Annotated in this window: 24 protein-coding genes; 16 read left to right on the forward strand and 8 right to left on the reverse strand. The window is 72.3% G+C overall.

The genetic code is table 11. From position 1 onward, the window contains the following. Positions 1-11 precede the first annotated feature (11 nt). From B9O00_RS15470 to B9O00_RS15495, 6 genes are all read left to right on the forward strand, one after another. The gene (locus tag B9O00_RS15470; RefSeq protein ID WP_085123597.1) at positions 12-704 is read left to right on the forward strand and encodes an urea amidolyase associated protein UAAP2; all 693 of its coding nucleotides are present in this window, start codon (positions 12-14) and stop codon (positions 702-704) included. Between the two features lie 10 nt (positions 705-714). Beyond that, entirely contained in the window at positions 715-4,302 is a 3,588-nt protein-coding gene (uca, locus tag B9O00_RS15475; protein WP_437123427.1) for an urea carboxylase, read from the forward strand. Between the two features lie 18 nt (positions 4,303-4,320). Then, positions 4,321-4,716, forward strand: a complete 396-nt coding sequence (locus tag B9O00_RS15480) for a RidA family protein (protein WP_200808530.1) — start codon at positions 4,321-4,323, stop codon at positions 4,714-4,716. Positions 4,717-4,729: 13 nt separating this feature from the next. Next, positions 4,730-5,512, forward strand: coding sequence for an SDR family NAD(P)-dependent oxidoreductase (locus B9O00_RS15485; protein WP_085123599.1), 783 nt, complete (start codon positions 4,730-4,732; stop codon positions 5,510-5,512). A gap of 93 nt (positions 5,513-5,605) precedes the next feature. Continuing rightward, positions 5,606-6,232: a TetR/AcrR family transcriptional regulator gene (locus tag B9O00_RS15490; RefSeq protein WP_085123600.1), complete on the forward strand. Its 627-nt coding sequence runs from the start codon at positions 5,606-5,608 to the stop codon at positions 6,230-6,232. A 24-nt stretch (positions 6,233-6,256) separates the two neighbouring features. After that, the gene (locus tag B9O00_RS15495) at positions 6,257-6,700 is read left to right on the forward strand and encodes an SRPBCC family protein (RefSeq protein WP_085123601.1); all 444 of its coding nucleotides are present in this window, start codon (positions 6,257-6,259) and stop codon (positions 6,698-6,700) included. A 429-nt stretch (positions 6,701-7,129) separates the two neighbouring features. Here B9O00_RS15495 and B9O00_RS15500 read toward each other — a convergent pair whose 3' ends face one another. The 7 genes from B9O00_RS15500 to nirB form a co-directional block, all read right to left on the reverse strand. Continuing rightward, positions 7,130-7,705 carry a YdeI/OmpD-associated family protein gene (locus tag B9O00_RS15500; protein ID WP_085123602.1) on the reverse strand — a complete coding sequence of 192 codons (576 nt, stop codon included), beginning with the start codon at positions 7,703-7,705 and terminating at the stop codon, positions 7,130-7,132. 13 nt (positions 7,706-7,718) lie between these two features. Further along, positions 7,719-7,850: a hypothetical protein gene (locus B9O00_RS34035; protein ID WP_268810769.1), complete on the reverse strand. Its 132-nt coding sequence runs from the start codon at positions 7,848-7,850 to the stop codon at positions 7,719-7,721. An 81-nt stretch (positions 7,851-7,931) separates the two neighbouring features. Further along, positions 7,932-8,618 (reverse strand): DUF4202 domain-containing protein, encoded by a 687-nt coding sequence (locus tag B9O00_RS15505; RefSeq protein ID WP_085123603.1) that lies wholly within the window; start codon positions 8,616-8,618, stop codon positions 7,932-7,934. Further along, positions 8,599-9,384: a CbiX/SirB N-terminal domain-containing protein gene (locus B9O00_RS15510; RefSeq protein WP_085123604.1), complete on the reverse strand. Its 786-nt coding sequence runs from the start codon at positions 9,382-9,384 to the stop codon at positions 8,599-8,601. The genes B9O00_RS15505 and B9O00_RS15510 overlap by 20 nt, the downstream gene beginning before the upstream one ends. Before the next feature lies 1 nt (position 9,385). After that, positions 9,386-12,046 carry a nitrate reductase gene (locus tag B9O00_RS15515; protein ID WP_085123605.1) on the reverse strand — a complete coding sequence of 887 codons (2,661 nt, stop codon included), beginning with the start codon at positions 12,044-12,046 and terminating at the stop codon, positions 9,386-9,388. Next, the gene (gene nirD, locus B9O00_RS15520; RefSeq protein WP_200808531.1) at positions 12,039-12,392 is read right to left on the reverse strand and encodes a nitrite reductase small subunit NirD; all 354 of its coding nucleotides are present in this window, start codon (positions 12,390-12,392) and stop codon (positions 12,039-12,041) included. Before nirD ends, B9O00_RS15515 begins: the two co-directional genes overlap by 8 nt. Positions 12,393-12,396: 4 nt before the next feature. After that, positions 12,397-14,877 carry a nitrite reductase large subunit NirB gene (gene nirB, locus B9O00_RS15525; protein WP_085123606.1) on the reverse strand — a complete coding sequence of 827 codons (2,481 nt, stop codon included), beginning with the start codon at positions 14,875-14,877 and terminating at the stop codon, positions 12,397-12,399. 744 nt (positions 14,878-15,621) lie between these two features. Between nirB and B9O00_RS15530 the strand changes: the two genes are divergently transcribed. Genes B9O00_RS15530 through B9O00_RS15540 form a run of 3 tightly spaced genes read left to right on the forward strand, consistent with a single transcriptional unit; the run spans position 15,622 to position 18,879 of the window. Next, on the forward strand, positions 15,622-16,968 hold the full coding sequence (locus B9O00_RS15530; protein ID WP_085123607.1) for an MFS transporter: 1,347 nt from the start codon (positions 15,622-15,624) through the stop codon (positions 16,966-16,968). Positions 16,969-17,023: 55 nt separating this feature from the next. Next, positions 17,024-17,611, forward strand: coding sequence for an ANTAR domain-containing response regulator (locus B9O00_RS15535; protein WP_085123608.1), 588 nt, complete (start codon positions 17,024-17,026; stop codon positions 17,609-17,611). A 14-nt stretch (positions 17,612-17,625) separates the two neighbouring features. Next, a complete protein-coding gene (locus B9O00_RS15540; RefSeq protein WP_085123609.1) occupies positions 17,626-18,879 on the forward strand; it encodes a CmpA/NrtA family ABC transporter substrate-binding protein in 1,254 nt (417 codons plus the stop codon). A gap of 281 nt (positions 18,880-19,160) precedes the next feature. Here B9O00_RS15540 and B9O00_RS15545 read toward each other — a convergent pair whose 3' ends face one another. Then, positions 19,161-20,093: a LysR family transcriptional regulator gene (locus B9O00_RS15545; protein WP_085123610.1), complete on the reverse strand. Its 933-nt coding sequence runs from the start codon at positions 20,091-20,093 to the stop codon at positions 19,161-19,163. 134 nt (positions 20,094-20,227) lie between these two features. On the opposite strand from B9O00_RS15545, the gene B9O00_RS15550 reads away from it, so the two are divergent. From B9O00_RS15550 to B9O00_RS15580, 7 genes are read left to right on the forward strand one after another with little or no spacing between them, the layout of a single operon-like run. Continuing rightward, a complete protein-coding gene (locus B9O00_RS15550) occupies positions 20,228-20,896 on the forward strand; it encodes an isochorismatase family protein (RefSeq protein WP_085123611.1) in 669 nt (222 codons plus the stop codon). 57 nt (positions 20,897-20,953) lie between these two features. Next, complete coding sequence (locus tag B9O00_RS15555; RefSeq protein WP_085123612.1) at positions 20,954-21,952, forward strand: ABC transporter substrate-binding protein; 999 nt, start codon at positions 20,954-20,956, stop codon at positions 21,950-21,952. Next, the gene (locus tag B9O00_RS15560; RefSeq protein ID WP_085123613.1) at positions 21,952-22,740 is read left to right on the forward strand and encodes an ABC transporter permease; all 789 of its coding nucleotides are present in this window, start codon (positions 21,952-21,954) and stop codon (positions 22,738-22,740) included. Before B9O00_RS15555 ends, B9O00_RS15560 begins: the two co-directional genes overlap by 1 nt. Beyond that, positions 22,737-23,594, forward strand: coding sequence for an ABC transporter ATP-binding protein (locus B9O00_RS15565; protein WP_235017136.1), 858 nt, complete (start codon positions 22,737-22,739; stop codon positions 23,592-23,594). The genes B9O00_RS15560 and B9O00_RS15565 overlap by 4 nt, the downstream gene beginning before the upstream one ends. After that, positions 23,587-24,402 (forward strand): ABC transporter permease, encoded by an 816-nt coding sequence (locus B9O00_RS15570; protein ID WP_085123615.1) that lies wholly within the window; start codon positions 23,587-23,589, stop codon positions 24,400-24,402. Before B9O00_RS15565 ends, B9O00_RS15570 begins: the two co-directional genes overlap by 8 nt. A gap of 48 nt (positions 24,403-24,450) precedes the next feature. Then, positions 24,451-25,095 (forward strand): polysaccharide deacetylase family protein, encoded by a 645-nt coding sequence (locus B9O00_RS15575; protein WP_085123616.1) that lies wholly within the window; start codon positions 24,451-24,453, stop codon positions 25,093-25,095. 45 nt (positions 25,096-25,140) lie between these two features. Next, entirely contained in the window at positions 25,141-25,986 is an 846-nt protein-coding gene (locus B9O00_RS15580) for a fumarylacetoacetate hydrolase family protein (RefSeq protein WP_085123617.1), read from the forward strand. Positions 25,987-26,038 lie beyond the last annotated feature (52 nt).

Below are 26,038 nucleotides of genomic sequence, written 5' to 3' on the forward strand. Positions count from 1 at the left end.
AGAGCATCGCCATGACCGTCACGAACCTCACCACCAACCTCATGGCCAGCCGGCTCGATCCCGCCGCGGCCTTCTACGACCGCACGGTGCCGGCCAACAGCCCCTGGTCCGAGCTGCTCGAGCAGGGCCAGGCGCTGCGCATCGTCGACCTGGAGGGCCAGCAGGCCGTCGACACGCTGTTCTACAGCGCCCGCGACCACGGCGAGCGCTACTCCTCCCAGGACACGGTGGCAGCCCAGGGCTCGCCCTACATCACGACCGGCAGCCGCCTGCTCTCCAACGAGGGCAACGTCCTGGCCACGGTGATCGCCGACACGGTCGGCAACCACGACACCTCGGCCGGCGCCTGCTCGGTCGAGAGCAACACCGTGCGCTTCGGCCATCACACCCGCTACATGCACGCCTGCCGGGAGAACTTCGTCCTGGAGACGGCGCGCTGGGGCATGACCAAGCGCGACATCGTGCCGAACATCAACTTCTTCATGAACGTGCCGATCCGGCCGAACGGCGACCTCGCGATCCTCGACGGGCTGGAGGGCCGGGGCAACTACGTCGAGGTCCGCGCCGAGATGGACATCCTCTGCGTCATCTCGAACTGCCCCCAGGTCAACAACCCCTGCAACGGCTTCAACCCGACGCCGGTCAGGGTGCTGATCTGGGACGCCGCCACGGTCGCCGCCGTCGCCGCCACCCCGGGAGACTGAGCCCTTGCGCGTGCTGGTCGCCAACCGGGGCGAGATCGCCTGCCGGATCATCCGGACGCTGCGCGACCTCGGCCTGGACTCGGTCGCGGTCTATTCCGACGCCGACCGCCACGCGCCGCACGTGCGCCTCGCCGACCGGGCCGTGCGCCTGGGCCCGGCGCCGGCGGCCGAGAGCTACCTCTCGATCGAGGCGATCCTCGCCGCCTGCCGCGAGACCGGCGCGACCGCCGTCCATCCCGGCTACGGCTTCCTGTCGGAAGCGCCCGAGCTCTGCGAGCGGCTGGAGGCCGAGGGCATCGCCTTCGTCGGCCCGACCGCGGCGCAGCTGCGCACCTTCGGCCTGAAGCACACGGCGCGCGCGGCGGCCGAGGCCAGCGGCGTGCCGCTGCTGCCCGGCAGCGGCCTGCTGGCCGAGCTCGCCGAGGCTGAGGCGGCGGCGGCGGCGATCGGCTACCCGGTGATGCTGAAGTCGACGGCCGGCGGCGGCGGCATCGGCCTGCAGCTCTGCCGCACGCCGGAGGAGCTGCCGGGCCTCTTCGAGAAGGTCCGGCGCCTCGCCGCCGCCAGCTTCGGCGACGCCGGGCTCTACCTGGAGAAGTTCGTCGCCGAGGCGCGCCACGTCGAGGTGCAGATCTTCGGCGACGGCGAGGGCCACGTGATCGCGCTCGGCGAGCGCGACTGCTCGCTGCAGCGGCGCAACCAGAAGGTCGTCGAGGAGACGCCAGCGCCGGGGCTGAGCGGCGAGCAGCGCCGGGCCCTGTCCGAGGCCGCCGTCGCGCTCGGCCGCTCGGTCTCCTACCGCTCGGCCGGCACGGTCGAGTTCATCCTCGACGCCGCCAGCGGCGCCTTCTGGTTCCTCGAGGTCAACACCCGCCTGCAGGTCGAGCACCCGGTGACCGAGGCGGTGACCGGCCTCGACCTCGTCGCCTGGATGGTCCGCCTCGCGGCCGGCGAGCTGCCGCGCGCGGAGATCGTCGCCCCCGAGCCGCGGGGCGCGGCGATCGAGGTGCGGCTCTACGCCGAGGACCCGGGCCGCGACTTCCGGCCCTCCTCCGGCCGGCTGACCGAGGTCGCCTTCCCCGAGGGAGTCCGGGTCGACGGCTGGATCGAGACCGGCAGCGAGATCTCGACCCACTACGACCCGCTGCTCGCCAAGCTGATCGTCCGGGCGCCGAGCCGCAGCGAGGCGATCCGGCGCCTCTCGGCGGCCCTGGCCGGGACCCGGCTCTACGGCATCGAGACCAACCTCGACTACCTGCGGCAGGCCGTCGACGCGGCCTTCTTCCGCGAGGGCCGGGTCTCGACCCGCGCCCTCGCCGGCTTCGACTTCCGCCCGGCGACCGTCGAGGTGCTGTCCGGCGGCACCGCGACCTCGGTGCAGGACTGGCCGGGCCGGGTCGGCTACTGGCACGTCGGTGTGCCGCCGAGCGGGCCGATGGACGCGCTGTCCCACCGCCTCGCCAACCGCCTGGTCGGCAACGCCGCGGACGCGCCGGCCCTGGAGCTCACCCTGCAGGGCCCGACGCTGCGCTTCGCCGCCGACGCCCTGGTCGCGCTGACCGGCGCCGGCTTCGAGGCCCGGCTCGACGACGAGGCCCTGCCAGCCTGGCAGGCGGTGCCGGTCAGGGCCGGCCAGGTCCTGGAGATCGGCCGGGTGCGCGGGCCCGGCCTGCGCGGCTGCCTCGCCGTGCGCCACGGCTTCGACGTGCCGCGCTACCTGGGCAGCGCTTCGACCTTCGACCTCGGCCGCTTCGGCGGCCACGCGACCGGCCTGGTGCGCACCGGCGACGTGCTGCGCCTGAACCGGGAGGGCGCCGTCGCCGGGCCAGCCGCCCTGCCCGCCGCGGCGCGGCCGGAGATCGGCACGGAGTGGGAGATCGGCGCACTCTACGGCCCCCACGGCGCGCCCGACTTCTTCCGCGAGGCCGACGTCGAGACGCTCTTCGCGACCCGCTACGAGGTGCACTTCAACTCGGCGCGCACCGGCGTCCGGCTGATCGGCCCGAAGCCCGAATGGGCGCGCGAGGACGGCGGCGAGGCCGGCCTGCACCCCTCGAACATCCACGACAACGCCTATGCCATCGGCGCGCTCGACTTCACCGGCGACATGCCGATCCTGCTCGGCCCCGACGGCCCCAGCCTGGGCGGCTTCGTCTGCCCGCTGGTCGTCGCCAAGGCCGAGCTCTGGAAGCTGGGGCAGCTCAAGCCCGGCGACGGCGTCCGCTTCCGGCGCCTGAGCCTGGCCCAGGCCGAGGCCCTGGAGGAGGCCCAGGAGCGCCTGGTCGCAAGCCTCGCGGCCCCTGCCCTGCCGGCGATCCTCCGCGGCCCCGCCGAGCCCGAGGACGCGGTGGTGGCGCGCGACGAGGAGCGCGAGGTGCCGGTCTGCTACCGCCGCACCGGCGAGGACTTCCTGCTGGTCGAGTTCGGCCCGATGGAGCTGAGCCTGGACCTGCGCGTGCGCGCCCACGAGCTGCAGCAGCGCCTGGAGCGCGAGGCCCTGGAGGCGGTCATCGAGGTGACGCCCGGCATCCGCTCCCTGCAGGTGCACTTCGATAACCGCCGGCTCTCCGCGACCCGCATGCTGGAGATCCTGCGGGCGCTCGAGGCCGAGCTGCCGCCGCTCGACGACGTCGTGGTGCCGAGCCGCATCGTCCACCTGCCGCTGTCCTGGGACGACGAGTCGACGCGCCTCGCCACCCGCCGCTACCAGGAGACCGTGCGGCCCGACGCGCCCTGGTGCCCCTGGAACATCGAGTTCATCCGCCGGGTCAACGGCCTGGACTCGGTGGACGAGGTGAAGCGCGTCGTCTTCGAGGCCGACTACCTGGTCTACGGCCTGGGCGACGTCTACCTGGGCGCACCGGTCGCCAGCCCGCTCGACCCGCGCCACCGCCTCGTCACCACCAAGTACAACCCGGCGCGGCCCTGGACGCCGGAGAACGCCGTCGGCATCGGCGGCGCCTACCTCTGCGTCTACGGCATGGAGGGGCCGGGCGGCTACCAGTTCGTCGGCCGCACGGTGCAGGTCTGGAACACCTGGCGCCGGACCGCCCCCTTCGCCGAGGGCAGACCCTGGCTGCTGCGCTTCTTCGACCGCATCCGCTTCCATCCCGTCGAGCCGGCCGAGCTGCTGGAGCTGCGCGAGGCCTTCCCCTACGGCGGCTGGGCGCCGGAGATCGAGGCGGGCCGCTTCGAGCTGAAGGCCCACCACCGCTTCCTGGCCGAGCACGAGGGCGAGATCGCGGCCTTCACCGCGAAGCGCAACGCCGCCTTCGCCGAGGAGCGCCGGCGCTGGGCCGAGCAGGGCATCGCCGCCGTGGTCTCGGACGAGGGCGGGCCGGCCGCCGCGGCGCCGGCCCTGGAGATCCCCGAGGGCGCGCGCGCCGTCGAATCGCCGATGGCCGGCGTGGTCTGGAAGCTCGACACCGCCGCCGGCCGGTCGATCGCCCGCGGCGAGGCCGTCGCGGTGCTGGAAGCCATGAAGACCGAGACCGAGGTATCCTCGCCCTGCGCCGGCACGGTCCTGGAGCTGCTCTGCAAGCCGGGCCAGGTGGTGCGCGCCGGCGATCCCTTGATGCTGATCCGGCCAGCGAACTGATCGGGAGGAGACCAGAGCGTGAGCGACATCCAGCACATCATGGCGCCGGGCGCGCCCGAGCCCGTCGCGCCCTTCAGCCACGCGGTCAGGGCGAACGGCCTGGTCTTCGTCACCGGCCAGATGCCGACCCTGCCCGGCGGCGGCAAGCGCCTGGTCGAGGGCGGCATCGAGGCGCAGACCCGGCAGGTGCTGGACAACCTGGGCGCGGTGCTGGCCGCCGCCGGCACCGGCTGGGAGAAGGCGCTCAACGTGCGCGTCTACCTGACCGACTTCCAGGGCCACTACGCCGCGATGAACGAGGTCTACAGCGCCTACCTGAAACCCTTCGGCGCCCTGCCGACGCGCACCTGCGTCGGCGTCACCGGCCTCGCCGTCGGCGCCCTGGTCGAGATCGACCTGGTCGCGCTGGCGTGACGGGCCTGCCGGCGTGACGGCCCCCCGCTACGACTTCTCCGGCCGCCGGGTGCTGGTCACCGGCGCCAGCCGCGGCATCGGCTACGGCATCGCCGAGGGCTTCGCCCGGGCCGGCGCAGAGCTGACCGTGCTGGCCGACGACCCGGGCCTCTCCGAAGCCGCCGCGCGCCTGACCGCCCTCTCCGGCCGGCCGGTCGAGGCCCTGCCCTGCGACATCACCGACGAGGCCTCGGTGACGGCGGCCCTGGCCGGGCTGGAGCGGGTCGACGTGCTGGTCAACAACGCCGGCCTGGAGCGCATCACGCCGATCGCGGCCGAGGGGCCCGAGGTCGTCGAGACCTTCCGCCGGGTCGTCGAGATCAACGTCGTCGGCTCCTGGCTGATGACCCGGCTCTGCCTGCCGCTGATCCCCGAGGGCGGCCGCATCCTCTTCACCGCCTCGATCTGGTCGAAGGTCGGGGTCGCCGAGTTCTCGGCCTACGTCGCCTCCAAGCACGCGACCCTCGGCCTGGTCCGATCGCTGGCCCGCGAACTGGCGCCGCGCGGCATCGCGGTCAACGCCGTCTGCCCAGGCTGGGTGCGCACCGAGGCCGCCCTGCGCTCGGCCCGCGAAAGCGCCGCGCGCCGCGGCCTGACCGAGGAGGCCGTGCTCGACGAGGTCGTGGCCGCCCAGGCCTTCGGCGGCCTGATGGAGCCGAGCGACCTCGCTGCCCCCTACCTCTTCCTCGCCTCCGACGCGGGACGCGACATCACCGGCCAGAGCCTGACGGTCGACCGCGGCGAGACGATGATCTGAGGAGCGGTCGGGCCCCGGGTCGTCGACACGGGAATTTCCTGCTTGCAGAACATACCGACTAGTTGGTATTGTTCGTTCATCGAGGAGGACAGCATGGCCAGGACCGCCGCGAAGCCGGACGCGAGACTGAAGCTTCTGGACGCCGCCCTGTCCCTGATCCGGGCCAAGGGCTATTCGGCGACCACGGTCGACGAGCTCTGCGTGCGGGCCGGCGTCACCAAGGGCGCCTTCTTCCATCACTTCAAGAGCAAGGATGCGCTCGGCGTGGCCGCCGCGGAGCACTGGTCGCAGACGACCGCGGCGCTGTTCGCCGAAGCGCCCTATCACGACCACGCCGATCCGCTCGATCGCGTGCTGGGCTACCTCGCCTTTCGCAAGGCGCTGCTGCAGGGCGGCGTGCCCGACTTCACCTGCCTCGTCGGCACCATGGTGCAGGAAACCTACGAGACGGCGCCGGCGATCCGCGATGCCTGCGAGCGCAGCATCAGCGGCCATGCCGAGACGCTGGAAGCCGACATCGAGGCGGCGATGCGCGACCGGGGCCTCTCCGCCGACTGGACCGCCAGGTCGCTCGCGCTCCATACCCAGGCCGTGCTCCAGGGCGCCTTCATTCTCGCCAAGGCCAAGGGCGGAGCGGCGATCGCCGCCGACAGCATCGATCATCTCACGCGCTACCTGGAGCTGCTGTTCAGCCCGGCCAACCTCGACCGTCACTCATGAAGTCGAACCAGGAGGAAACCGACCATGCCCAACACGATCCGACTGCACCGAGTCATCGCCACCAGGCCCGAGAAGGTCTATCGCGCCTTTCTCGAGAGCGACGCCGTGGCCAGCTGGCTGCCGCCCTACGGCTTCCTCTGCACGGTCCACGAGCTCGATCCGACGGTCGGCGGCCGCCACAGGATGACCTTCCGGAACTTCACGACGGGCGAGGGCCATTCCTTCGGCGGCACCTACCTCGAGCTCGTGCCGGGCGAGCGCCTCGTCTACACGGACAGCTTCGACGACCCGAACCTGCCCGGCGAGATGCGGGTCACCGTCAGCCTGAAGGCCGTGTCGGTCGGCACCGAGCTCGCCATCGAGCAGCAAGGCGTGCCGGACGTGATCCCGCCCGAGGCCTGCTACCTCGGCTGGCAGGATTCGCTGCGCAAGCTCGCCAAGCTCGTCGAGCCCGACATCACGCGCTAGGGGGAACCCTGCCCTGCGGGGATGGCGGCGCTCGCCGAGCCCGCTCTTCGACCCGTGCGGGGCGCTGCCTTCCCGGCGCATCGCCCCGCTGCACGGCAGCGACCTCGGCCAGGCCTTCTGTGAAGGCCCGGAGGCGGGGGTCGCGGGTCGTCGGGCGCGCGAGCCCCCCTCTCCGTCTCCGACGTCCGGCCCGGGCGTCGGCGCCGGCGGAGCCGTTCCATCGGCGCGGCGGGACGGCCGGAGGCGCCCGCTCGTCGCCGGCCGGGGCTGGCAGTCGCCTGCACTGCCGCCCGGCCGCCGGGACGGGGGAGCAAGGGTCCCGGCGCCGGGCCACCAACGTCGCTCCGGTCTGCACGGTACGGCTCGTCGCAGCCGACGGTGGCCGGACGTAGCGGAGCGGAAGGTCCGCTGCGCCCCGGGAGGGGGATGTCAGTGAAGCCCCTCTCCCCTTGCGAGTTTCTCCAGCATATTTTTCAGACGTTTTGCGCGGGTCTCGGGGCGTTTTGCCGTGTGCAGGCGATAATAGATCGAATACCGATTCTTGCGATCCAGCGTCGCGAAGAAAGCCTTTGCGGCGGGATTACCTTCGAGCGCGTCGAGGAAATCCTGTGGAATCTCGCCTTCGGACGATCCCGCATAGGCATTCTCCCAGCGACCATCAGCCTTCGCGGCATCGACCTGATGCTGCCCGGCCTCTGTCATGCGTCCCTCTGAAATCAGGCGTTCGGCATGTGCACAGTTCTTTTTCGACCAGTTCGCCCCGGGCTTTCGCGGCGAGAGCCGCTGAAGATAGGAGTCGCCGTCAAGGGGCTTCTTCTGGCCGTCGATCCAGCCGTGGGCAATGGCCTCCACGACGCAATCGGCCCAGACGAGCGATCGTCTGCCAGACCTTTTCTTGTAGATGCGCACCCACAATTCAGACACGACCTTGTGGTGCTGGGCCAGCCAATTCCGAAGATCGGCCGGCGTCTCGAACGCGTGAATGTCAACGGGTGGTTCTGACATGCTTCGTGTTCGATCAGGATGACGTCGCGGGGACCTCGAGGGTGCCGTCCAGACCAGTGCCGTTCTGCCGCAATTTCTTGCAGCCTTCGAAGAAAACTGGATCGTCGCAGAAATTCTGCCGTTTCCGATTGTGGTCGGCGCCCATTCAATGAACCTCGTTGGAAATGTTGCTCACCTTTCGGAGTTCCGACGATCCTACACGCACCCGAAGACAGTCCGCAAAGGGTCAGCACTTGTCGTTCGCCCGCATCGCCGGCAATTCCAGCCCCGGCGAATTCGAGCCCTCGGGCGACGCGCTGGCGAGCCCGGCTTCGCCCAGCGCCTCGGCGAGCAGATCGCCGAGCGGCTCGGGAAGGGCCAATCGTCGCGCCGCGGCTTGCCCGACCGGGGTCATCTTGACCCAGGTCTTGCGGAGAATCTCGACGATCTTCTCGCTCGGGTGGCGGGCCACGAAGGCGGTCAGCTCGCTCTCCAGGAAGACCAGGCAGATGGCGTCCTCGAGCCGGGCGACATCGGGGTCGCGGCCGGCGCCCTGCTTCTGCAGCAGCGCCCGGACGCGTTCGATGGTCTCCGGCGGATAGCCGACGCCGGCGAGGATGGCCGCGGCGTGGCCGGCGTGGCGGCGCTGCAGCTCGCGACGCCAGCGCAGATAGCCCGTGCGGCCGTCCGGATAGTCCCGGCGCGGGATCTCCCAGCGGCGGATGTGCTGGGCGCGGGCGGCGAGGCGGAGGGCGGTGCCGGCCTCGGGATAGAGGCGCTCCAGCCAGGCGGTCATGCGCCGGCCGTAAAGGAGCTCGCGCGGCAGCTCCTCGCCGCCGGCCCCGGCCTCGCGGCGCGGGTCCTCGGCGTTGGCGGCGTCGATCGCGACATAGGCCGCCGTCAGCCGCTCTCGATCAGGGTCGCTCGAGGTCATGGGCCCGACTTGCCGATCCGATCGTCTGCTCGGCCTCGCGCAGCAGCAGCTCGGCCAGTGCCTCATCCTGCCCGACCGGACCGGCGTAGACGATCCCGCCGGCCGTCTCGGCGAGCCGGGCCGGCAAGTCGTGGCCGGCGTGCCGTCCGGCGTCGGCGAAGAAGCCCAGCGCCAGGCGGTGGCGCGCCGTCATCGCGGCGGCAGCCTCGACGACGCCGGGCGCCTGCTCCAGGAACGCCGTCGCGACCTCGGCGAAGCCGCCGAGGTCGGCGAGGCGCGCCGCCTGGCGCCGAAGGCTCGCGCCCGAGGCGGCGTGGCGCCGGGCGCCGTGGCCGACCAGCAGCAGGCCCGTCTCTCCCGGCAGCCATCTGCGCCCGGCGCAGATCGCGGCCGCACGTTGCGCCATGACCTCGGCCAGCCCCGGCAGCGTGCCGAGCGGGCGGCCGACGGCGCAGAGCAGACCCGAGGGATGCTCTCGCAGGCGCCGCTCCAAGTGGTCGAGCGTGTGCCCCTCTGCCATCAGGAAGGGCAGCAGCAGGCTGGGACCCGGCGGCAGGCCCTCGAGCGCGACCTCCAGCGTCGCCGGGCCGTGCAGGGCACAGTCGTCGACGGCGGCGAAGCGGCCCTTGGCCCGCAGGACGGCGGCCTGTTCCGCCGCGGCGCCGGCCGGGCCGGCGGAGCCGTAGGCGACCAGCAGCAGCGACCATCGGCGCAGCGGGTCACGGGTGGGGCGCCGGCGGGCCGGGAAAGCGATCGCCGACGCCATGTCAGGCGGCCTCCGGGCCCCGGCGCTCCCGTCCGGCACGCACCAGCGCCTCGATCTCGGGCAGGCAGGAGCCGCAGCCGGTACCCGCCGACAGCAGGCGGCCGACCTCCGGGGCGCTGGTCGCCCGGCCGTCGGCGAGCGCCGCCGAGATCTCGGCGAGTCCGACGGCGAAACAGGCGCAGACCAGCCGGCTCCGATCCGCGGCGGCCTCCGGCGTGCGCCCGGCCAGCAGGCCCGCGCGCTCCGCGGCGCCGAGCGCGTCCCGCCCGAACAGGCCCTGCAGCCAGGCGCGCGCCACCTGCGGCCGGTCCGGGGCGAGGAACAGCGCGGCCTCCAGGCGGTCGCCATCCAGCCAGGCGAGACGCCGGACGCCGCGCGCCGAGTCGCGGTAGTCGAGCCGCTCGAGGCCGGCACCCGCGAGCGGCTGCTCGACCAGCCAGGCCGGCGGTGCGGACTCCTCGCCCGCCAGCTCGACGAGCTGGCAGCCGGCGCCGGCGCTGCGGCACCAGTAGCCGATGCCGGCCGGCGAGACCGCCCGGCGGCTGAGCAACAAGCCGCTCCAGCATGCCTTGAAGGGACGGAGGCGGACCGGCGTGTGCTTGCTCTCGGGCTGACCCGACAGCGGGTCGCGGTGGCCGGCGACGAGGCGTCCGACGACGGCCCGGGAGGCGTAGGCGTCGGTCCAGTGGATTGGCAGGAAGACCTCGCCCGGCCGCTGCGCCTCGCTCGCCGCGACCCGCATCACCGCCGCGCCGTGGCGGCTCTCGATGTGGGCCAGGCTGCCGTCGGCGAGGCCCAGGCGGGCGGCGTCCCGGGGATGCAGCTCGACCAGCGGCTCCGGCCGGTGCCCGGCCAGGCGGGCCGCCAGGCCGGTCCGAGTCATGCTGTGCCACTGGTCGCGGTAGCGACCGGAGTTGGCGAGCAGCGGGAAGACGAAGCTCGGCCTCTCCTTCGGCTCGGACCGGCGCAGCGGGACCAGGCGGGCCCATCCGTCCGGCGTGAAGAAGCCGCCGGTCGCGAAGAGCCGCGCGGTCGGCGCGCCGCCCTTCGCGAAAGGCCACTGCACCGGCTCCAGGGCATCGTAGGCGGCGCGGCTCAGGTCCGCGAGGCCGCCGATGTCGAAGGCGCGGCTGCCGCCGTTCTCGAAGGCCGAGAGGCGGGCATGCTCGCGGAAGATCTCGGAGGGATGCCGCCAGGCGAAGGCCCGGCCGTAACCGAGCGCCCGGCCAACCTGGGCGAAGATCCACCAGTCGGGCCGCGCCTCGCCGGGCGGCGCGCGGAAGCCGCGCTGCCGCGAGATGCGGCGCTCGGAGTTGGTGACCGTGCCGTCCTTCTCGCTCCAGGCCGCGGCCGGCAGCAGGATGTCGGCGAAGCGCGCCGTGTCGCTGTCCGCGGTGACGTCCGAGACCACGACGAGGGGGCAGGCCGCGAGGGCGGCGCGCACCGTCTCGGCCTCGGGCAGGCTGACCGCCGGGTTGGTGCCGGCGATCCAGAGCGCCCGGATACGGCGCGCCGCAACCGCCTCGAACAGCTCAAGGGCCTTCAACCCCTGCCCGCCCCTGAGATTCGGCGCGCGCCAGAAGCGGCGCAGCCGGTCGAGATCGTCCGGATCGTCCGGGTCCATGTGGGCGGCGAGCTGGTTGGCCAGGCCGCCGACCTCGCGGCCGCCCATGGCGTTGGGCTGGCCGGTCACCGAGAAGGGTCCCATGCCGGGCCGGCCGATCCGCCCGGTCGCGAGATGGAGGTTGAGGATCGCGTTGACCTTGTCGCTGCCGCTGCTCGACTGGTTGACCCCCTGGGAGAAGAGCGTGACCGTCCTGGGCGTCCCGGCGAGCAGCTCGCAGAAACCCTCCAGGGCGTCGAGCGGCAGGTCGCAGGCCGCCGCGACGGCGGCGAGGTCGGTCGCCTCGGCCCGCGCGGCCTCCAGGGTCGCCTCCAGGCCGCGGGTGAAGCCGGCCGCCCAGGCGCGGTCGAGACGGCCGCGACGGTCGAGCTCGGCGAGCAGGCCGTTGAACAGCGCGACGTCGCTGCCGGGTTTCAGCGCCAGGTGCAGGTCCGCGTCGTCGCAGGTCGCGCTGCGCCGGGGATCGATCACGACCAGCCGGGCGCCCCGGTCGCGGGCCGCGCGCACCCGGCGGTGCAGGATCGGATGGCACCAGGCGAGGTTCGAGCCGACCAGGACGATCAGCTCGGCCTCGTCGAGGTCCTCGTAGCAGCCGGGCACGACGTCGGCACCGAAGGCCCGCTTGTGGCCGGCCACGGTCGAGGCCATGCAGAGCCGTGAGTTGGTGTCGATGTGCGGCGACCCGATGAAGCCCTTCAGCAGCTTGTTGGCGACGTAGTAGTCCTCGGTCAGCAGCTGGCCGGAGACGTAGAAGGCGACGGCATCGGGGCCGCTTTCCTCGACGACCGCGCGCAGGCGGCTCGCCACGGCGGCGATCGCGGCCGGCCAGCCGACCGTCTCGCCGTCGACCGTCGGCCGCAGCAGCCGGCCCTCGGTGCCCAGCACGTCGGGCAGCGCCGCCCCCTTTGAGCAGAGCCGGCCGTGGTTGGCCGGGTGCTCCGGATCGCCGCCGACCGCCCAGCCGTCGCGTGCCCGGCTGGCGACGACGCCGCAGCCGGTGCCGCAATAGGGACAGGTGGTGCGCACGCCCTCAGCCATGGCCGGCCGCCTCGGGCCCGGCGTCGGCGGGCAGCGCCAGCAGCACGCGGCCGCGCTCGAGCCGGACCGCGTGCCGGTGGCTGCAGCCTTCGTCGGGCCTGCGCGCGGCGCCGCTGGCCAGCTCGATCACCCAGTTGTGCAGCGGGCAGGTGACGGCGTGGCCGTGGACGATGCCCTGGGACAGCGGACCGCCGCGGTGCGGGCAGCGGTCGTCGAGGGCGAAGAGGCCGTCGTCGTGGGTGCGGAACACGGCGACGTCGCCGCGCGGCGTCGCGACCACCCGCGCGCCCTGCCGGGGAATCGCCTCGAGGGCGCCGACGTCGATCCAGGAGATGACTAGGCTCATGGCCTCAGCCCTCCACGCTGGCGAGCGGCCGGAAGGCCTCGGCCTCAGCACCGGCGGCGCGCTCGGCCCAGGGGTCGACCTGGGCATGGCGCTGGCTCTCCAGGAAGCGCCGGTGGTAGGCGGCACGCCGATCCGGATCGGACAGCCGTTCGGCGACGTGCTCCAGGCCGACCCGCTCGATCCAGGGCGCCGTGCGCTCCAGGTAGCGCGCCTCCTCGCGATAGAGCTGCAGGAAGGCGCCGCACCAGAGCTTCACCTCCTCGGCGGTCTCGACCTTGCAGAGCCTGTCGCAGGCCCGGACCTTCATGCCGCCGTTGCCGCCGACATGGAGCTCCCAGCCGGACTCCACCGCGACCACGCCGAAGTCCTTGATCGTCGCCTCGGCGCAGTTGCGCGGGCAGCCCGAGACCGCGAGCTTGACCTTGTGCGGCATCCAGGAGCCCCAGGTCATGCGCTCCAGCGCGATGCCCATGGCCGTCGAGTCCCGGGTGCCGAAGCGGCACCATTCGGAGCCGACGCAGGTCTTCACGGTGCGCAGCGCCTTGCCGTAGGCGTGGCCCGAGACCATGCCGGCGGCATTGAGGTCGCGCCAGACCGACGGCAGGTCCTGCTTCCTGACGCCCAGCAGGTCGATGCGCTGGCCGCCGGTGACCTTGACCGTCGGGATGGCGTAGCGCTCGACGACGTCGGCGATGGCGCGCAGCTCGGCAGCGCTGGTCTGGCCGCCCCACATGCGCGGAACCACCGAATAGGTGCCGTCCTTCTGGATGTTGGCGTGCAGGCGCTCGTTGACGAAGCGCGCCGCGGCCTGGTCGAGGTATTCGCCGGGCCAGGCGCAGAGCAGGTAGTAGTTGAGCGCCGGCCGACAGCTATGGCAGCCGTCCGGCGTCGACCACTCCAGCGCCTGCATGACCGCCGGGATGGTCTTCAGCTCCCGGGCCAGGATCAGGCGGCGCACGCTGTCGTGGTCGTGGGGCGTGCAGCCGCAGATCGGCTCCGCGCCCTCGGCGACGCGGTAGTCCTCGCCCAGCGTCACGGCGAGCAGCTGCTCGACCAGCCCGCTGCAGGAGCCGCAGGAGGCCGAGGCCTTGGTGTGGGCGCGCACCTGCTCGGCGCTGGTCAGGCCGGCCCGGGCGATCGTCTCGACGATCCGCCCCTTGCAGACGCCGTTGCAGCCGCAGATCTCCGCCTCGTCGGGGAGGGCCGCAACGGCCTGCCTAGGGTCCTGGGTGACGGCGCCTCCCGCATAGGCCCGGCCGAAGGCCAGGCTGTCGCGCAGCTCTCCGAGCGCTTCGCCCGCGCGCAGCAGCTGCAGGTACCAGGCGCTGTCGGTCGTGTCGCCGTAGAGCACCAGCCCCCGCAGCCGTCCCTCGGCCAGGACCAGGCGCTTGTAGACGCCGCGCCCGGCGTCGCGGAGCACGATGTCCTCGCTGCCCGGACCGCCGGAGAAGTCGCCGGCCGAGAAGAGGTCGACGCCGGAGACCTTGAGCTTGGTCGCCGGCACGCTGCCGGTGAAGCCCAGCCCATCCCGTCCGGCGAGGCGGCTCGCGACGACCTTGGCCATCTCGAACAGCGGGGCCACCAGGCCGTAACACTGGCCGCGGTGCTCGACGCACTCGCCGACCGCCAGGATCTCCGGATCGGAGGTCGTCATGTCGTCGTCGACCAGCACGCCGCGGCCGACCTCCAGCGCGGCCTCGCGCGCCAGCGCCGCGTTGGGCCGGATGCCGACGGCCATCACCACCAAGTCGGCCGGGATCTCCCGCCCGTCCTTCAGGCGCACCCCGGTGACACGGTCGGGGCCGAGGATCTCGGCGGTGTCGGCGCCGGTCAGCACGGTGATGCCGCGGCGCGCCAGCTCGCCTTCCAGCAAGTGCGCCGCCGAGGCGTCGAGCTGGCGCTCCATCAGGTGGCCGGCGAGGTGGACGACGGTCGTCTCCATGCCGCGAGCGGCCAGGCCGTTGGCCGCCTCCAGGCCCAGCAGGCCGCCGCCGATGACCACGGCGCTGCCACCGCGGGCCGAGGCGGCGACCATCGCCGCGACGTCGTCGACGTCGCGGAAGGTGACCAGGCCCGGCAGGTCGCGGCCGGGCACAGGGATCACGATCGGGTCCGAGCCGGTCGCCAGCAGCAGGCGGTCGTAGCCGCATTCCAGGCCCGAGCGCGCCGTCACGACACGCCGCTCGCGGTCGATCGCCACCACCGGGTCGCCGGCCTTCAACGTGATGCCGTTGGCGGCGTACCAGTCGAGGTCGTTGAGCAGGATCTCCTCGAAGCGCTTCTCGGCCGCCAGCAGCGGCGAGAGCATGATCCGGTTGTAGTTGCCGCGCGGCTCGGCGCCGAAGACCGTGATCGCGTAGCGCCCGGGATCGATCGCCAGCAGCTCCTCGACCGCGCGCATCCCGGCCATGCCGTTGCCGATCACCACCAGGCGCTCGCGTCCGCCGCGCTCCTGCTGGCCTTGCCGGCTGTTCTGCGTCGTCATCCTGCTCGTCCTCCTCCTGGTCAAAGGATGGGCAAAAGCGAAAAAGCGCCCGAACGCACCGCCCGCGCTGTCGCGCAAGGGTGTTTCGGACGCCGTTATCCGCACTGGCCCGGCATTGGGCCGCTTTGGGAGAGCCGCTCGTCTGGCGGCCGAGGGGAAGCCACGTCGCTCCCGCTCGGCTCCTTACTAGCAACGGCCGTGCCAGGGCGCGGCCACCGCCGGCCGTTTTCGAATAGACGACTGATTTCGCGGCGGGAATCGGCTCCGGTTGCAGCCGGCCTGCGCGCGCCTGCTTGTCGCCCGGCGGCGCCCGCAATGCCGCACTGCACAAAAATTCACCCCGCCTTCCTGCCCTGGTCAATTCCTGGGCAGAGATCCGTGGCCGATCGTTGCTGCAATGCTGCCGCCGTCATGCCGCACTGCACAAAAAATGCCTTCCGATTCCGGGACTTGGACGCCGACCGGCGGCGATGGCCGGGGGTTGGCCCGGGACTTGCTGGACAGTCGGGCGGACGGCGATGCCGTCCCGCAAGCCCTCGACGCTGGGGGCCGCGCGCGTCCAACGGCGGACGATGGGCAAGGAAGCTCGCAACCACGACGGTCCCAAGGCAGGGGCCCGAGGACTGATTGCTTCTTTCCATGGTCGCCGGCGGGCGTCGAGACGTCGACCGGCGGCCGCGACATGGATCCGGCCGTTGCGACCGCTCCCGGCGGCGCCGGCCCTGCAACAGAAGGGCTTGCGAGATGGAAATCAGAAACCAGGCGACCCGCATCCGCCTCCTCGACCTCAGGTCGATCCAGATGCGCAGCTTCCACATCACCTGGCTGGCGTTCTTCCTGTGCTTCTTCGGCTGGTTCGGTATCGCTCCCCTGATGGCGGTGGTCCGCCACGACCTCGGCCTGACCAAGGCCGAGGTCGGCAACACCATCATCGCCTCGGTCGCGATCACCGTGCTGGTGCGCATGCTGATCGGCCCGCTCTGCGACCGCATCGGGCCGCGCCGGACCTACACCGGCCTGCTGGTCCTGGGCTCGCTGCCGGTGATGGCGATCGGCCTCGCCGATTCTTACGCCAGCTTCCTGCTGCTGCGCCTGGCGATCGGCGCGATCGGCGCCTCCTTCGTCATCACCCAGTACCACACCTCGGTGATGTTCGCGCCGAACGTGGTCGGCACCGCGAACGCGACGACCGCGGGCTGGGGCAACCTGGGCGGCGGGGTCACCCAGATGGTCATGCCGCTGGTCTTCGCCGCCGTGATGACGACCGGCGTCGAGGCCGGGCTCGGCTGGCGCCTGGCGATGGTGGCGCCGGGCCTCGCCCTGCTGGCGGTGGCCGCGCTCTACTGGTTCGGCACCCGGGACTGCCCGGACGGCGACTACAGGGATCTGCGCGCCCAGGGCCGGCTGCCGACGGCCGAGCAGACCGGCAGCACCCTGTCGCACCTCGCGACCGCGGCGCGCGACGGCCGGGTCTGGGCCCTCTTCGTGGTCTACGGCGCCTGCTTCGGGGTCGAGCTGACGATCAACAACATCGCGGCGATCTACTTCTTCGACCGCTTCAGCCTCGGTCTCGAGACCGCCGGGCTGATCGCCGGGCTGTTCGGCCTGATGAACATCTTCGCGCGCTCGCTGGGCGGCTTCCTGTCGGACCACTGCGCCGCACGCTCGGGGCTCAGGGGCCGTGTGGCCTTCCTGTTCCTGGCCCTGTTCGTCGAGGGCCTGGGCCTGATCCTCTTCTCCCAGATGACGACCCTGGTTTTGGCGGTCGGCGCCATGCTGGTCTTCTCGCTCTTCGTCCAGATGTCGGAGGGCGCGACCTACGGCGTCGTGCCCTTCGTCAACCGCAGGGTGCTCGGCTCGGTGGCCGGGATCGTCGGTGCCGGCGGCAATGCCGGCGCGGTCGCGGCCGGATTCCTGTTCCGCTCCGAGGCGATCACCTACCAGCAGGGGCTGCTCTACCTCGGCCTCGCGGTGACCGCCTGCTCCTTCATGGCGCTGCGCGTCCGCTTCTCCGAGGCGGCACAGAGCGAGGAGGCAGGGCGCCTGCGCGTCGCGCTCCGCCGCGGCGAGCCGGCGGCGGCGGAAGCCTGAGGCCAGGCATGGGGATGGCGGTCCGTGCGACCGGACGCGGAGACGCTCTCCCCCGATGACCGAGCGCATGCTCAACATCCTCGTGATCGACGAGGACCCGGGACGCGCCGGCCAAGTCGAGCAGGGCCTGCGGGAAAGCGGCTACGGCCGCGTCACCGTGGTCAGGCCCTCGCTCGACCTCGTCCGCCGGGTCGAGAGCCTGGCGCCCGACGTCATCATCATCGATCTCGAGAACCCCGACCGCGACTCGCTGGAGCAGATGTTCCAGGTGACCCGCGAGCTGAGGCGTCCGATCGCCATGTTCGTCGATCAGAGCGACGCGGCGACGATCCAGGCGGCGATCGAGGCCGGCGTCAGCGCCTACGTCGTCGACGGCCTCAGGAAGGAGCGCATCCGGCCGATCGTCGACATGGCGATCTCGCGCTTCAACGCCTTCGACCGCCTGCGCCGCGAGCGCGACGAGGCGCGCAGCGCGCTCGCCGACCGCAAGACCATCGAGCGCGCGAAGGGCCTGCTGATGCGGCAGAAGGGGCTCGACGAGGAAGCGGCCTACGCCGCCATGCGGCGCGCCGCGATGAAGCAGAACCGCAAGCTGGTGGAGATCGCGCACAGCATCGTCACCGCCTATCAGCTGGACGTCTAGGAGGCGGAGCCGAGATGGCCAAGACAACCCTGCGCATCGGCTACGTGCCGCTGCTCGACTGCGCGATCCCCCTGGTTGCCGAAGCGGAGGGCTTCGCGGCGCGCCACGGCCTGGCACTCGAGCTCCTGCCCGAGATCTCCTGGGCCGCGATCCGCGACAAGGTGGCCTTCGGCGCCCTGGAGGGCGCGCACATGCTGGCCGGCATTCCGCTCGCGGTCTCGCTGGGCGTCGGCCTGCCGGCGATCCCGATGGTCGCGCCGATGGCGCTCGGTCTGGGCGGCAACGCGATCACCGTCGGCCTCGGGCTGTTCCGGGCGATGCGGGCCGCCGACCCGGCGGCGATGGCGGGGCCCCGGCGGGACAGCGCCCGGGCGCTGGCCGCCGTGATCGCCCGGGAGCAGGCCGAGGGTGCGCCGAAGCGCCGCTTCGCCTCGGTCTTCCCGGTCTCCAGCCACGCCTACGAGCTGCGCTACTGGCTGGCCAGCGCCGGCCTGGACCCCGACGGCGACGTCGAGCTGACCGTGCTGCCGCCCTCGCGCATGGCCGAGAGTCTCGGCACGAGCCAGATCGACGGCTATTGCGTCGGCGAGCCCTGGAGCCTGGTCACGCTCTCGGCCGGGATCGGCGCCGTGGTCGCAACCAAGGCCGACATCTGGCCACTGGCGCCAGAGAAGGTGCTGGGCCTGCGCACCGACTGGGCGGACCGGAACCCGGAGGTCCTGGCGGCGCTGCTACGCGCCTTCGCCGAGGCGGCGGTCTGGGCCGATGCTCCAGAAAACCGGCCAGCGCTGGCGCGGCTGCTTGCGCCGCGCCTGGGCGTCGACCTGCGCCTGCTGGAGACCGCGCTCTGCGGCAGCGTGGCGCTCGCGCCCGGCCGCCCGGCCGAGCCGCTGCCGCACCGCCCGGTCTTCCATGCCGCCGCCGCGACTTTCCCCTGGCGCTCGCAGGCGCTCTGGCTGCTGACCCAGATGGCCCGCTGGGGCCAGATCCCGCGCGAAAGCGATTTCGCCGGCGTCGCCGCTGCCGTCTATCGCCCCGACCTCTATCGCGCCGCGCTGTCCGGCGGCGGCCTCTCGGTGCCGGTCGCCGACCTCAAGCCAGAGGGCGCCCACGACGCGCCCTATGAAGTCGCCGCCGTCGAGCGCCCAGCCATCATCTTGCCACCGGACCGCTTCATCGACGGCCGAACCTTCGACCCCTCCGAGCCGACAGCCTATCTCGCAGGGTTCGGGCGCGGCGAAGTGGCGGTTCCCGGCGCATCGGGCTGACGGCGCCGACGGATGCGCCGAATGCATCCGGCCCGATCCGTCTTCACGACCCACTCCAGGCGGCCGGCTCAGGCGCCCGGACTATGCGCTCGCAGCTTCGTCGGCAGGTCTCCCCGCGGAAGGAAAACGCAAGGGCGGGTTCGCGCCGATTCCGCTCGTCGGGCCAGGTCCGGCCGGAAGTCCCGGTCTTGGGGCGGCCCTTCCTCGCACGGTCCCGAAGGCGGCAGGTGCGCGGACCAAGAGCTGCGCGGCGCTGCGGCGGCGACGCGCGGCCGGCGCACCTACGGCCGTTGCGCAGCGGCGTGGCCGACGGTGAGACTGCGGGCGAACTCGATGAAGGCCTCGGTCTGCGGGCGCACCAGCTGGCGATGGGGGATCATCGCGTAGACGTTCTTCGGCTTCGATTCGTAGTCCTCGAGCACGCGGACGAGGCCCCCCTCGGCGAGGTCCTTCTCGACGTGGAAGGCGTAGAAGTTGCCGAGCCCCGCGCCCATCAGGCAGGCCTTGCGCAGCAGGTCGCCGCTGTCCGAGAACAGGCGGCTGCGCACATTGATCGCCCGCCACTCGCCATCCTGGCGCAGCGTCCAGGGCTCGGCGAGCTCGGAGAAGCGCGCCGACAGGCAGTCGTGGTGGTGCAGGTCGTCCGGCGTGCGCGGCTCGCCGCGCCGCTCGACGTAGGCCGGCGAGGCGCAGATCGCGCGCGGGCTGGCGGCCAGCAGGATGTGGGTCAGCTTCGTCACCGGCCCTTCCTGGACAGCGATCGCGACGTCGATGCGGTCGCGGATCAGGTTGGGCGTGTCGCTGGTCACCACCACGTCCACCGACATGCCGGGATGCTCGTCGAGGAAGCGGTGGAGGTTCGGCCCGAGCAGGGTGGCGGCGTAGGAGGGCGGCGCCGTGACCCGCAGATGGCCGCTCAGCTCCCGCTCCGAGACCATCGTCGCGGCCAGGCTGTCGATCTGGGCCAGGATCGCCAGGCACCGGCTGTAGAAGCGCTCGCCGGCCTCGGTGACGCTGACGCGCCGGGTCGTCCGGTGAAACAGCGCGACGTTCACCGCGCCCTCGAGCCGTTGCACGTGCTTGGTGATGGCCGAGGGCGAGACGCGCAGCTGGCGAGCGGCCGAGGAGAAGCTCTGGGTCTGCACGACGGCCACGAAGCAGCGCAACGACAGCACGCTGACCTCGTTGAGCACGTCGCGGATGACGACGGACACGGCTGCCTCACCTCGGTCAATCTGGAAACAATATTTTCTGTTCTTTCCCAGTAATCAAGAGAGACCTCCTGGCTCATGATCGTCCCCAAGATGGCGGGGACCGGATCGGCCCGACCAGCGCACGGAGGAAACGGATGGTGGACGAGGCGAAGCGCCTGCAGGGGCGCGGCTTCGGCCGACGGGTCGGCTTCGGCCGGCGCCCGGCCCTGCTGGTGGTCGATTTCAGCGCGGCCTTCACCGACCCCGAGGCACCGCTGGGCGCCGAGATGGGCGCCGAGATCGCGCAGGCGAACCGCCTGATCCTGGCGGCCCGCGCGGCCGGTGCGCCGGTCTTCCTGTCGACCATCGCCTATGCCGAGCCGCTGCGCGACGCCGGGATCTGGGCCGAGAAGATCGAAGGCCTGCGCGGACTCCGGACCGGCAGCCCGGCGGTCGAGCTCGACCCGCGCCTGGAGCGGACGCCGGGCGACCGCCTCCTGGTCAAGCGCTTCGCGAGCTGCTTCTTCGGCACGACGCTGGCCGGCGACCTGCACCGCGCGGCGGCCGACAGCCTGGTGATCGCCGGCTGCACGACCAGCGGCTGCGTACGCGCCAGCGCCGTCGACGCCTGCCAGCACGGCCTGCGCACCCTGGTCGCGCGGGAGGCCACGGCCGACCGCCTGCCGGAGGCCCATCGCCAGAGCCTGATCGACATCGATCTCAAGTACGGCGACGTCCTGCCGGTCGAGGAGCTTCTCGCCGGCTTCGCCGCCCTGGCGGCGGCCCCGGCCGCCGACCTGCCGAGGACGGCCGCCGGCGGCTAGCGGGCCGCCGGCCCCGAAAAGCGACCACAGAAGAACAGAAGCACTGGGAGGAGCACCATGAGCAAGCACCCGTCGAAGCAGCCCCCGCTCGTCTCGCGCCGGAAGGCGCTGGTCCTCGCCGGCGCCGCCGGCCTGGCCCTGGCGGCGCGGCCTCGGCTGAGCGCCGCGGCACAGCCGAAGATCCGCATCGGCCTCGCGACCCGGACCTGGTGGCCCTCGGTGATCGCCGAGACCGCCGTCGCCCGAGGCCTCTTCGAGAAGGCCGGCGTCGCCGCCGACCTGACGATCTACCGCAGCGGCGGCGAGGCGGTCGAGGCGCTGGCGGCGGGAGCGACCGACATGATCACCGGACTGGTCTCGCAGATGGCGACCGGTCGGACGCGGGGCGTCGCGGCCAAGATCGTCGCCCTGGGCGTCGACAGGAACACCGGCTGGAAGCTGCTGCTGCCCGCCGACTCGCCGATCAAGGACGTCGCCGAGCTGGCCGGCAAGAAGGTCGGCATCACCGCCGCCGGCTCGCTGACCGACTTCATGGCGCTCTGGACCCGCGCCCGGTACAAGATCGACTTCAGCAGCGTGCCCGTCGGCGGCGGCGGCCTGGTCCCGAACCTGCTGGCCCGCAACATCGACGCCGCGGTGGTCTATTCGCCGCTCAGCTTCGAGATGCTGCAGGCGGGCCAGGCGCGGGAGCTGGTCGACTACGCCACGGCCATCCCGACGAACCTGACGGTCGGCTGGGCGACCACCGACAAACTGATCGCCGAGCAGAAGGACCTGGTGCGCAACACCCTCGAGGCGCTCTACGGCTCCGTCGACTACATGCGCGGCAACCGGAGCCAGGCGATCGACATCATCGCCCGGGTCAACAGCATCGAGCAGCCGATCGCGACCCAGGAATATGAGGAAACCTTCCTCAAGCTCTCGACCGACGGCGTCTTCACCATGGAGCAGGTCAAGGTGGCCCTGGACCTCGCCCGCGTCGGCGGCTTCACCAACCTGGCGCCGGCCGAGGACATCGTCACGACGGACTTCATCCCGGTCACCGCAGCCGCGTGATGAGCGCCGATGCCTCCACCCGAGGCGCGGCGGCAACCCGCCGCGCCGGCGGCTGGGCGGTCTGGCTGGGCGCCCTGGCCGTGCTGTTCGGCACCTGGCAGGCGGCCCTGTCGCTCGGCCTGCTGTCGCCGATGCTGCTGCCGCCGGCCTCGGCGGTGCTGGCGACGGCCTGGGACCTGGTGCGGCGCCCGGACTTCCTCGGCGACGTGGGCGTCACGCTGGCCGAGGTGGCGGTCGCCTTCCTGGTCGCGGTGCCGCTCGGCATCGCGCTCGGCGTCGCGATCTCCGAGAGCGACTACTGGAGCCGGGTGCTGAGGCCGATCGTCTTCCTGGTCTTCTCGATTCCGAAGACGATCTTCCTGCCGATGTTCATCCTGGCCTTCGGCATCACCTTCGCCCAAAAGGTCGGCTTCGGCGTCTTCTCGACCGTCTTCATCGTGCTGATCAGCACCTTCTCGGCGCTGGAGTCGGTGAAGGGCGACCACGTCCGCGTCGCCCGCGCCTACGGCGCGACGCGTCGGCAGATCGCGCTCAGGGTCTACCTGCCCTCGATGGCGCCGGTCCTGCTGGAGGCGGTGCGGCTGGCGATGATCTTCAACGTCACCGGCATCCTGCTGGCCGAGATGTACGCGGCGCGCGCCGGCCTGGGACAGGCCGTCGCCACCTGGGGCCAGAACTACATGCTGCGCGAGCTGCTGGCCGGGATCCTGCTGATCGCGGCCGCGGCGATCCTCTTCACCGAAGCGGTCCGCTGGCTCGAGGCCAGGTGCGAACACTGGAGGACATGATGGCTGGCAAGGCGACCCCTCTGCCGGAGGCGCCGAGTCCCGGCGCCGGCGCACCCGGCCCCTCGCTGCGGGCGCTGCCCTCGCGGAACGGCTCGATCCGGGTCACCGGCCTGGAGCATACCTACGCCGCGGCCGGGCGGGTCACGAAGGCGCTGGAGGACATCCGGCTCGACATCGCGCCCGGCCGCTTCGTGGTCATCGTCGGGCCCAGCGGCTGCGGCAAGTCCTCCCTGCTGATGATGCTGGCCGGCCTGGTCGCGCCGACTGCCGGCCGCATCGTCTGCGGCGGCCGCGCGCTGACGGCGCCCGATCCGGACCTGGTCGGCGTGGTGTTCCAGGAGGCCAGCCTCTATCCCTGGCTGACCGCCCAGGAGAACGTGGAGTTTCCGCTCTCGCTGCGCCGCGTGCCGCGGGCCGAGCGCACCCAGCGGGCGCGCGACAAGCTGGCCCTGGTCGGCCTCGCGGGCTTCGAGGACCGCTATCCCCACGAGCTGTCCGGCGGCATGAAGCAGCGCGTGTCGATCGCGCGCGGCCTGGTGCAGAACCCGCCGGTCCTGCTGCTCGACGAGCCCTTCGCGGCGCTCGACGAGCAGACCCGGATCTCGATGGGCGACGAGCTGCTGCGCATCTGGGAGCAGACCGGCAAGACCGTCGTGTTCGTCACGCACAGCCTGACCGAGGCCGCCTACCTGGCCGACCAGATTGTCGTCATGTCGGCGCGGCCGGGGCGGATCGTCGACCGCGTCGAGGTCGACCTGCCGCGCCCGCGCACCTACGCCATGATGGGAACGCCCCGCTTCGCAGAGCTGCGCCAGCGGATCTGGGAGCAGATCCGGAGCCAGGCCGATGGCTGACACGGCGGTCCGGCGCCCGGCCGGGGCTGCGCCGGCCCTCCGGATCGCGCCGAGGACCCTGCGCGTCCTGCTCGGCTTCTGCGTCCTGGTCGCCTGGGAGGTTCTGCCCCGCAGCGGCGCCATCCCGACGCTGTTCCTGCCGTCGCTCTCGGACACGCTCGCCGCGCTCGCCGACGGCGCGCCGGAGTACGGCCGGCACCTGCTGTTCACGCTGCGCGCGATCGCCGTATCGATGGCGGTCGCCTGCGGCCTGGGCATCGGCGCCGGGCTGCTGATCGGCTCGGTCGCGCGGCTGCGCCGCATCGTGCAGCCCCTCGCCTCGGGCCTCTACGCCGTTCCGCTGGTGATCCTCTATCCGCTGTTCACCGCCTGGTTCGGCATCGGCCCGCAGTCGAAGATCGTCTTCGCCAGCCTCTACGGCCTGCTGCCCTGCCTGCTCGGCACGATCGCCGGCGTGCAGACGATCGACCGGCAGTACCTGCTCGTGGCGCGCAGCCTCAGGGCGACGCGCCGGCAGACGGTCCTGAGGGTGCTGCTGCCGGCCGCCATTCCGACGGTGCTGACCTCGCTCAGGATCGGCGGGGCGCTCGTCATCGTCGGCGTCGTGGTCGCCGAGATGCTGACCTCCGCCGAGGGCATCGGCTACCTGATCACCCGCTCGCGCACGCTGCTCGACAGCCCGCGCGTCTTCGCCGGCATCCTGCTGGTCGTGGCGATGGTCTTCGCCTTCGACGGCCTGGTCCGGCTGCTCGATCACCGGACCCGCCACTGGCGGCTGTCCACCCGCTCCGGCGACGGCGGCGCCTGACCGCCCGGCGCCGAGCCCGCCTTTCCCAAAAAAAACGGAGACTGACGGATGACGATGATCACCCTGTCGTTCGACAACGGCCCGGACCCCGACGTGACGCCGCAGGTGCTGGACACGCTGCGGCGGCACGACGTCAAGGCGACCTTCTTCGTGGTCGGCGACAAGCTGCGCGACCGGCGGGCGCTCAGCGAGCGGGCGCACGCCGAGGGGCACTGGATCGGCAACCACACCTACAACCACCTCGTGCCGCTGGGCCTGACCGCAGAGCGCGGCGTCGCGGCCGCCGAGATCGCCCGCACCGAGGAGCGCATCGTCGGCCTGGCCCACGAGCGGCGCTTCTTCCGGCCGTTCGGCGGCGGCGGCCAGCTCGACCGCCGGCTGCTGAACCGCGAGGCCTTCGACCATCTCCGGCAGGGCGGCTACACCTGCGTGCTCTGGAACGTGGTGCCGGAGGACTGGGCCTACCCCTCGAGCTGGGTCGAGCGCGCACTGAAGCTCTGCTTCGCGGAGGAGCACGCCCTGCTCGTGCTGCACGACCTGCCGACCGGGGCGATGGACAACCTCGGCCGCTTCCTCCTGGCCGCGCGCGACCGCGGGGCGGTCTTCACCCAGGACTTCCCGCAGAGCTGTGTCCTGATGGAGCGTGGCCGGCCGGCCCTGCCCGTCGAGACCTACCTCACCGAGGCGGCCTGACCGGCGCCCGGCGTTCTTCCTTCCCCCTCTGATCCAGGAGCCCAGATGAAACTCTGCCGCGTCGGCCAGCCCGGCCAGGAAAAGCCCGCCCTCGTCGACCGCGACGGGCGTCTGAGAGACCTCTCCGGCGTGCTCGCCGACATCGACCCCTCCGCCCTCTCGGCGGCGCGCCTCGCCGAGCTGGCGGCGCTGGCACCGGCGGACCTGCCGCTCGTCGAGGGCACGCCGCGCCACGGCGCGCCGGTCGCCGGCATCTCCAAGTTCGTCTGCATCGGCCTGAACTATTCCGAGCATGCCGCCGAATCCGGACTGCCGGAGCCGAGCGAGCCGGTGGTCTTCCTGAAGGCGCCCTCGGCGATCTGCGGCCCGAACGACGACACCATGGTGCCTTTCGGCTCGAGCAGGCTCGACTGGGAGGTCGAGCTCGGCGTCGTGATCGGCGCGCGCGCACGCAACGTCGGAACCGACGAGGCGCTGGACGCCGTGGCCGGCTACTGCGTCGTCAACGACGTCTCCGAGCGCGCCTTCCAGCTGCAGAGCTCGCAGTGGGACAAGGGCAAGGGCTGCGACACCTTCGGCCCGATCGGTCCCTGGCTGGTGACGCGCGACGAGGTGCCGGACCCGCAGGCGCTGCGCCTCTGGCTCAAGGTCAACGGCGGGACCATGCAGGACGGCAACACCCGGACCATGATCTTCGACGTGAAGACCATCGTCTCCTACGTCAGCCGCTACATGACGCTGCTGCCCGGCGACGTGATCGCCACCGGCACGCCCTCAGGCGTCGGCATGGGCAAGAAGCCCGAGCCGATCTGGCTGAAGGCCGGCGACCTGGTCGAACTGGGCATCGACGGCCTCGGCTCGCAGCGCCAGAAGATCGTCCCCTATCGCTGACTCCTCCCCCCGGCCGGGCAGGATCGGCCCGGCCGGGATCGTCCACCGCGAG

The organism is Tistlia consotensis USBA 355 (assembly GCF_900177295.1).
GTDB lineage: Bacteria > Pseudomonadota > Alphaproteobacteria > Kiloniellales > DSM-21159 > Tistlia > Tistlia consotensis.

Bases quoted from the DNA above. Each gene is read 5' to 3' on its own strand.
- B9O00_RS15470 (WP_085123597.1), top strand. From the start codon at position 12: ATGACCGTCACGAACCTCACCACCAACCTCATGGCCAGCCGGCTCGAT.
- B9O00_RS15490 (WP_085123600.1), top strand. From the start codon at position 5,606: ATGGCCAGGACCGCCGCGAAGCCGGACGCGAGACTGAAGCTTCTGGAC.
- B9O00_RS15495 (WP_085123601.1), top strand. From the start codon at position 6,257: ATGCCCAACACGATCCGACTGCACCGAGTCATCGCCACCAGGCCCGAG.
- B9O00_RS15500 (WP_085123602.1), bottom strand. From the start codon at position 7,705: ATGTCAGAACCACCCGTTGACATTCACGCGTTCGAGACGCCGGCCGAT.
- B9O00_RS34035 (WP_268810769.1), bottom strand. From the start codon at position 7,850: ATGGGCGCCGACCACAATCGGAAACGGCAGAATTTCTGCGACGATCCA.
- B9O00_RS15505 (WP_085123603.1), bottom strand. From the start codon at position 8,618: ATGACCTCGAGCGACCCTGATCGAGAGCGGCTGACGGCGGCCTATGTC.
- B9O00_RS15510 (WP_085123604.1), bottom strand. From the start codon at position 9,384: ATGGCGTCGGCGATCGCTTTCCCGGCCCGCCGGCGCCCCACCCGTGAC.
- B9O00_RS15515 (WP_085123605.1), bottom strand. From the start codon at position 12,046: ATGGCTGAGGGCGTGCGCACCACCTGTCCCTATTGCGGCACCGGCTGC.
- nirD (WP_200808531.1), bottom strand. From the start codon at position 12,392: ATGAGCCTAGTCATCTCCTGGATCGACGTCGGCGCCCTCGAGGCGATT.
- nirB (WP_085123606.1), bottom strand. From the start codon at position 14,877: ATGACGACGCAGAACAGCCGGCAAGGCCAGCAGGAGCGCGGCGGACGC.
- B9O00_RS15530 (WP_085123607.1), top strand. From the start codon at position 15,622: ATGGAAATCAGAAACCAGGCGACCCGCATCCGCCTCCTCGACCTCAGG.
- B9O00_RS15535 (WP_085123608.1), top strand. From the start codon at position 17,024: ATGACCGAGCGCATGCTCAACATCCTCGTGATCGACGAGGACCCGGGA.
- B9O00_RS15540 (WP_085123609.1), top strand. From the start codon at position 17,626: ATGGCCAAGACAACCCTGCGCATCGGCTACGTGCCGCTGCTCGACTGC.
- B9O00_RS15550 (WP_085123611.1), top strand. From the start codon at position 20,228: ATGGTGGACGAGGCGAAGCGCCTGCAGGGGCGCGGCTTCGGCCGACGG.
- B9O00_RS15555 (WP_085123612.1), top strand. From the start codon at position 20,954: ATGAGCAAGCACCCGTCGAAGCAGCCCCCGCTCGTCTCGCGCCGGAAG.
- B9O00_RS15560 (WP_085123613.1), top strand. From the start codon at position 21,952: ATGAGCGCCGATGCCTCCACCCGAGGCGCGGCGGCAACCCGCCGCGCC.
- B9O00_RS15565 (WP_235017136.1), top strand. From the start codon at position 22,737: ATGATGGCTGGCAAGGCGACCCCTCTGCCGGAGGCGCCGAGTCCCGGC.
- B9O00_RS15570 (WP_085123615.1), top strand. From the start codon at position 23,587: ATGGCTGACACGGCGGTCCGGCGCCCGGCCGGGGCTGCGCCGGCCCTC.
- B9O00_RS15575 (WP_085123616.1), top strand. From the start codon at position 24,451: ATGACGATGATCACCCTGTCGTTCGACAACGGCCCGGACCCCGACGTG.
- B9O00_RS15580 (WP_085123617.1), top strand. From the start codon at position 25,141: ATGAAACTCTGCCGCGTCGGCCAGCCCGGCCAGGAAAAGCCCGCCCTC.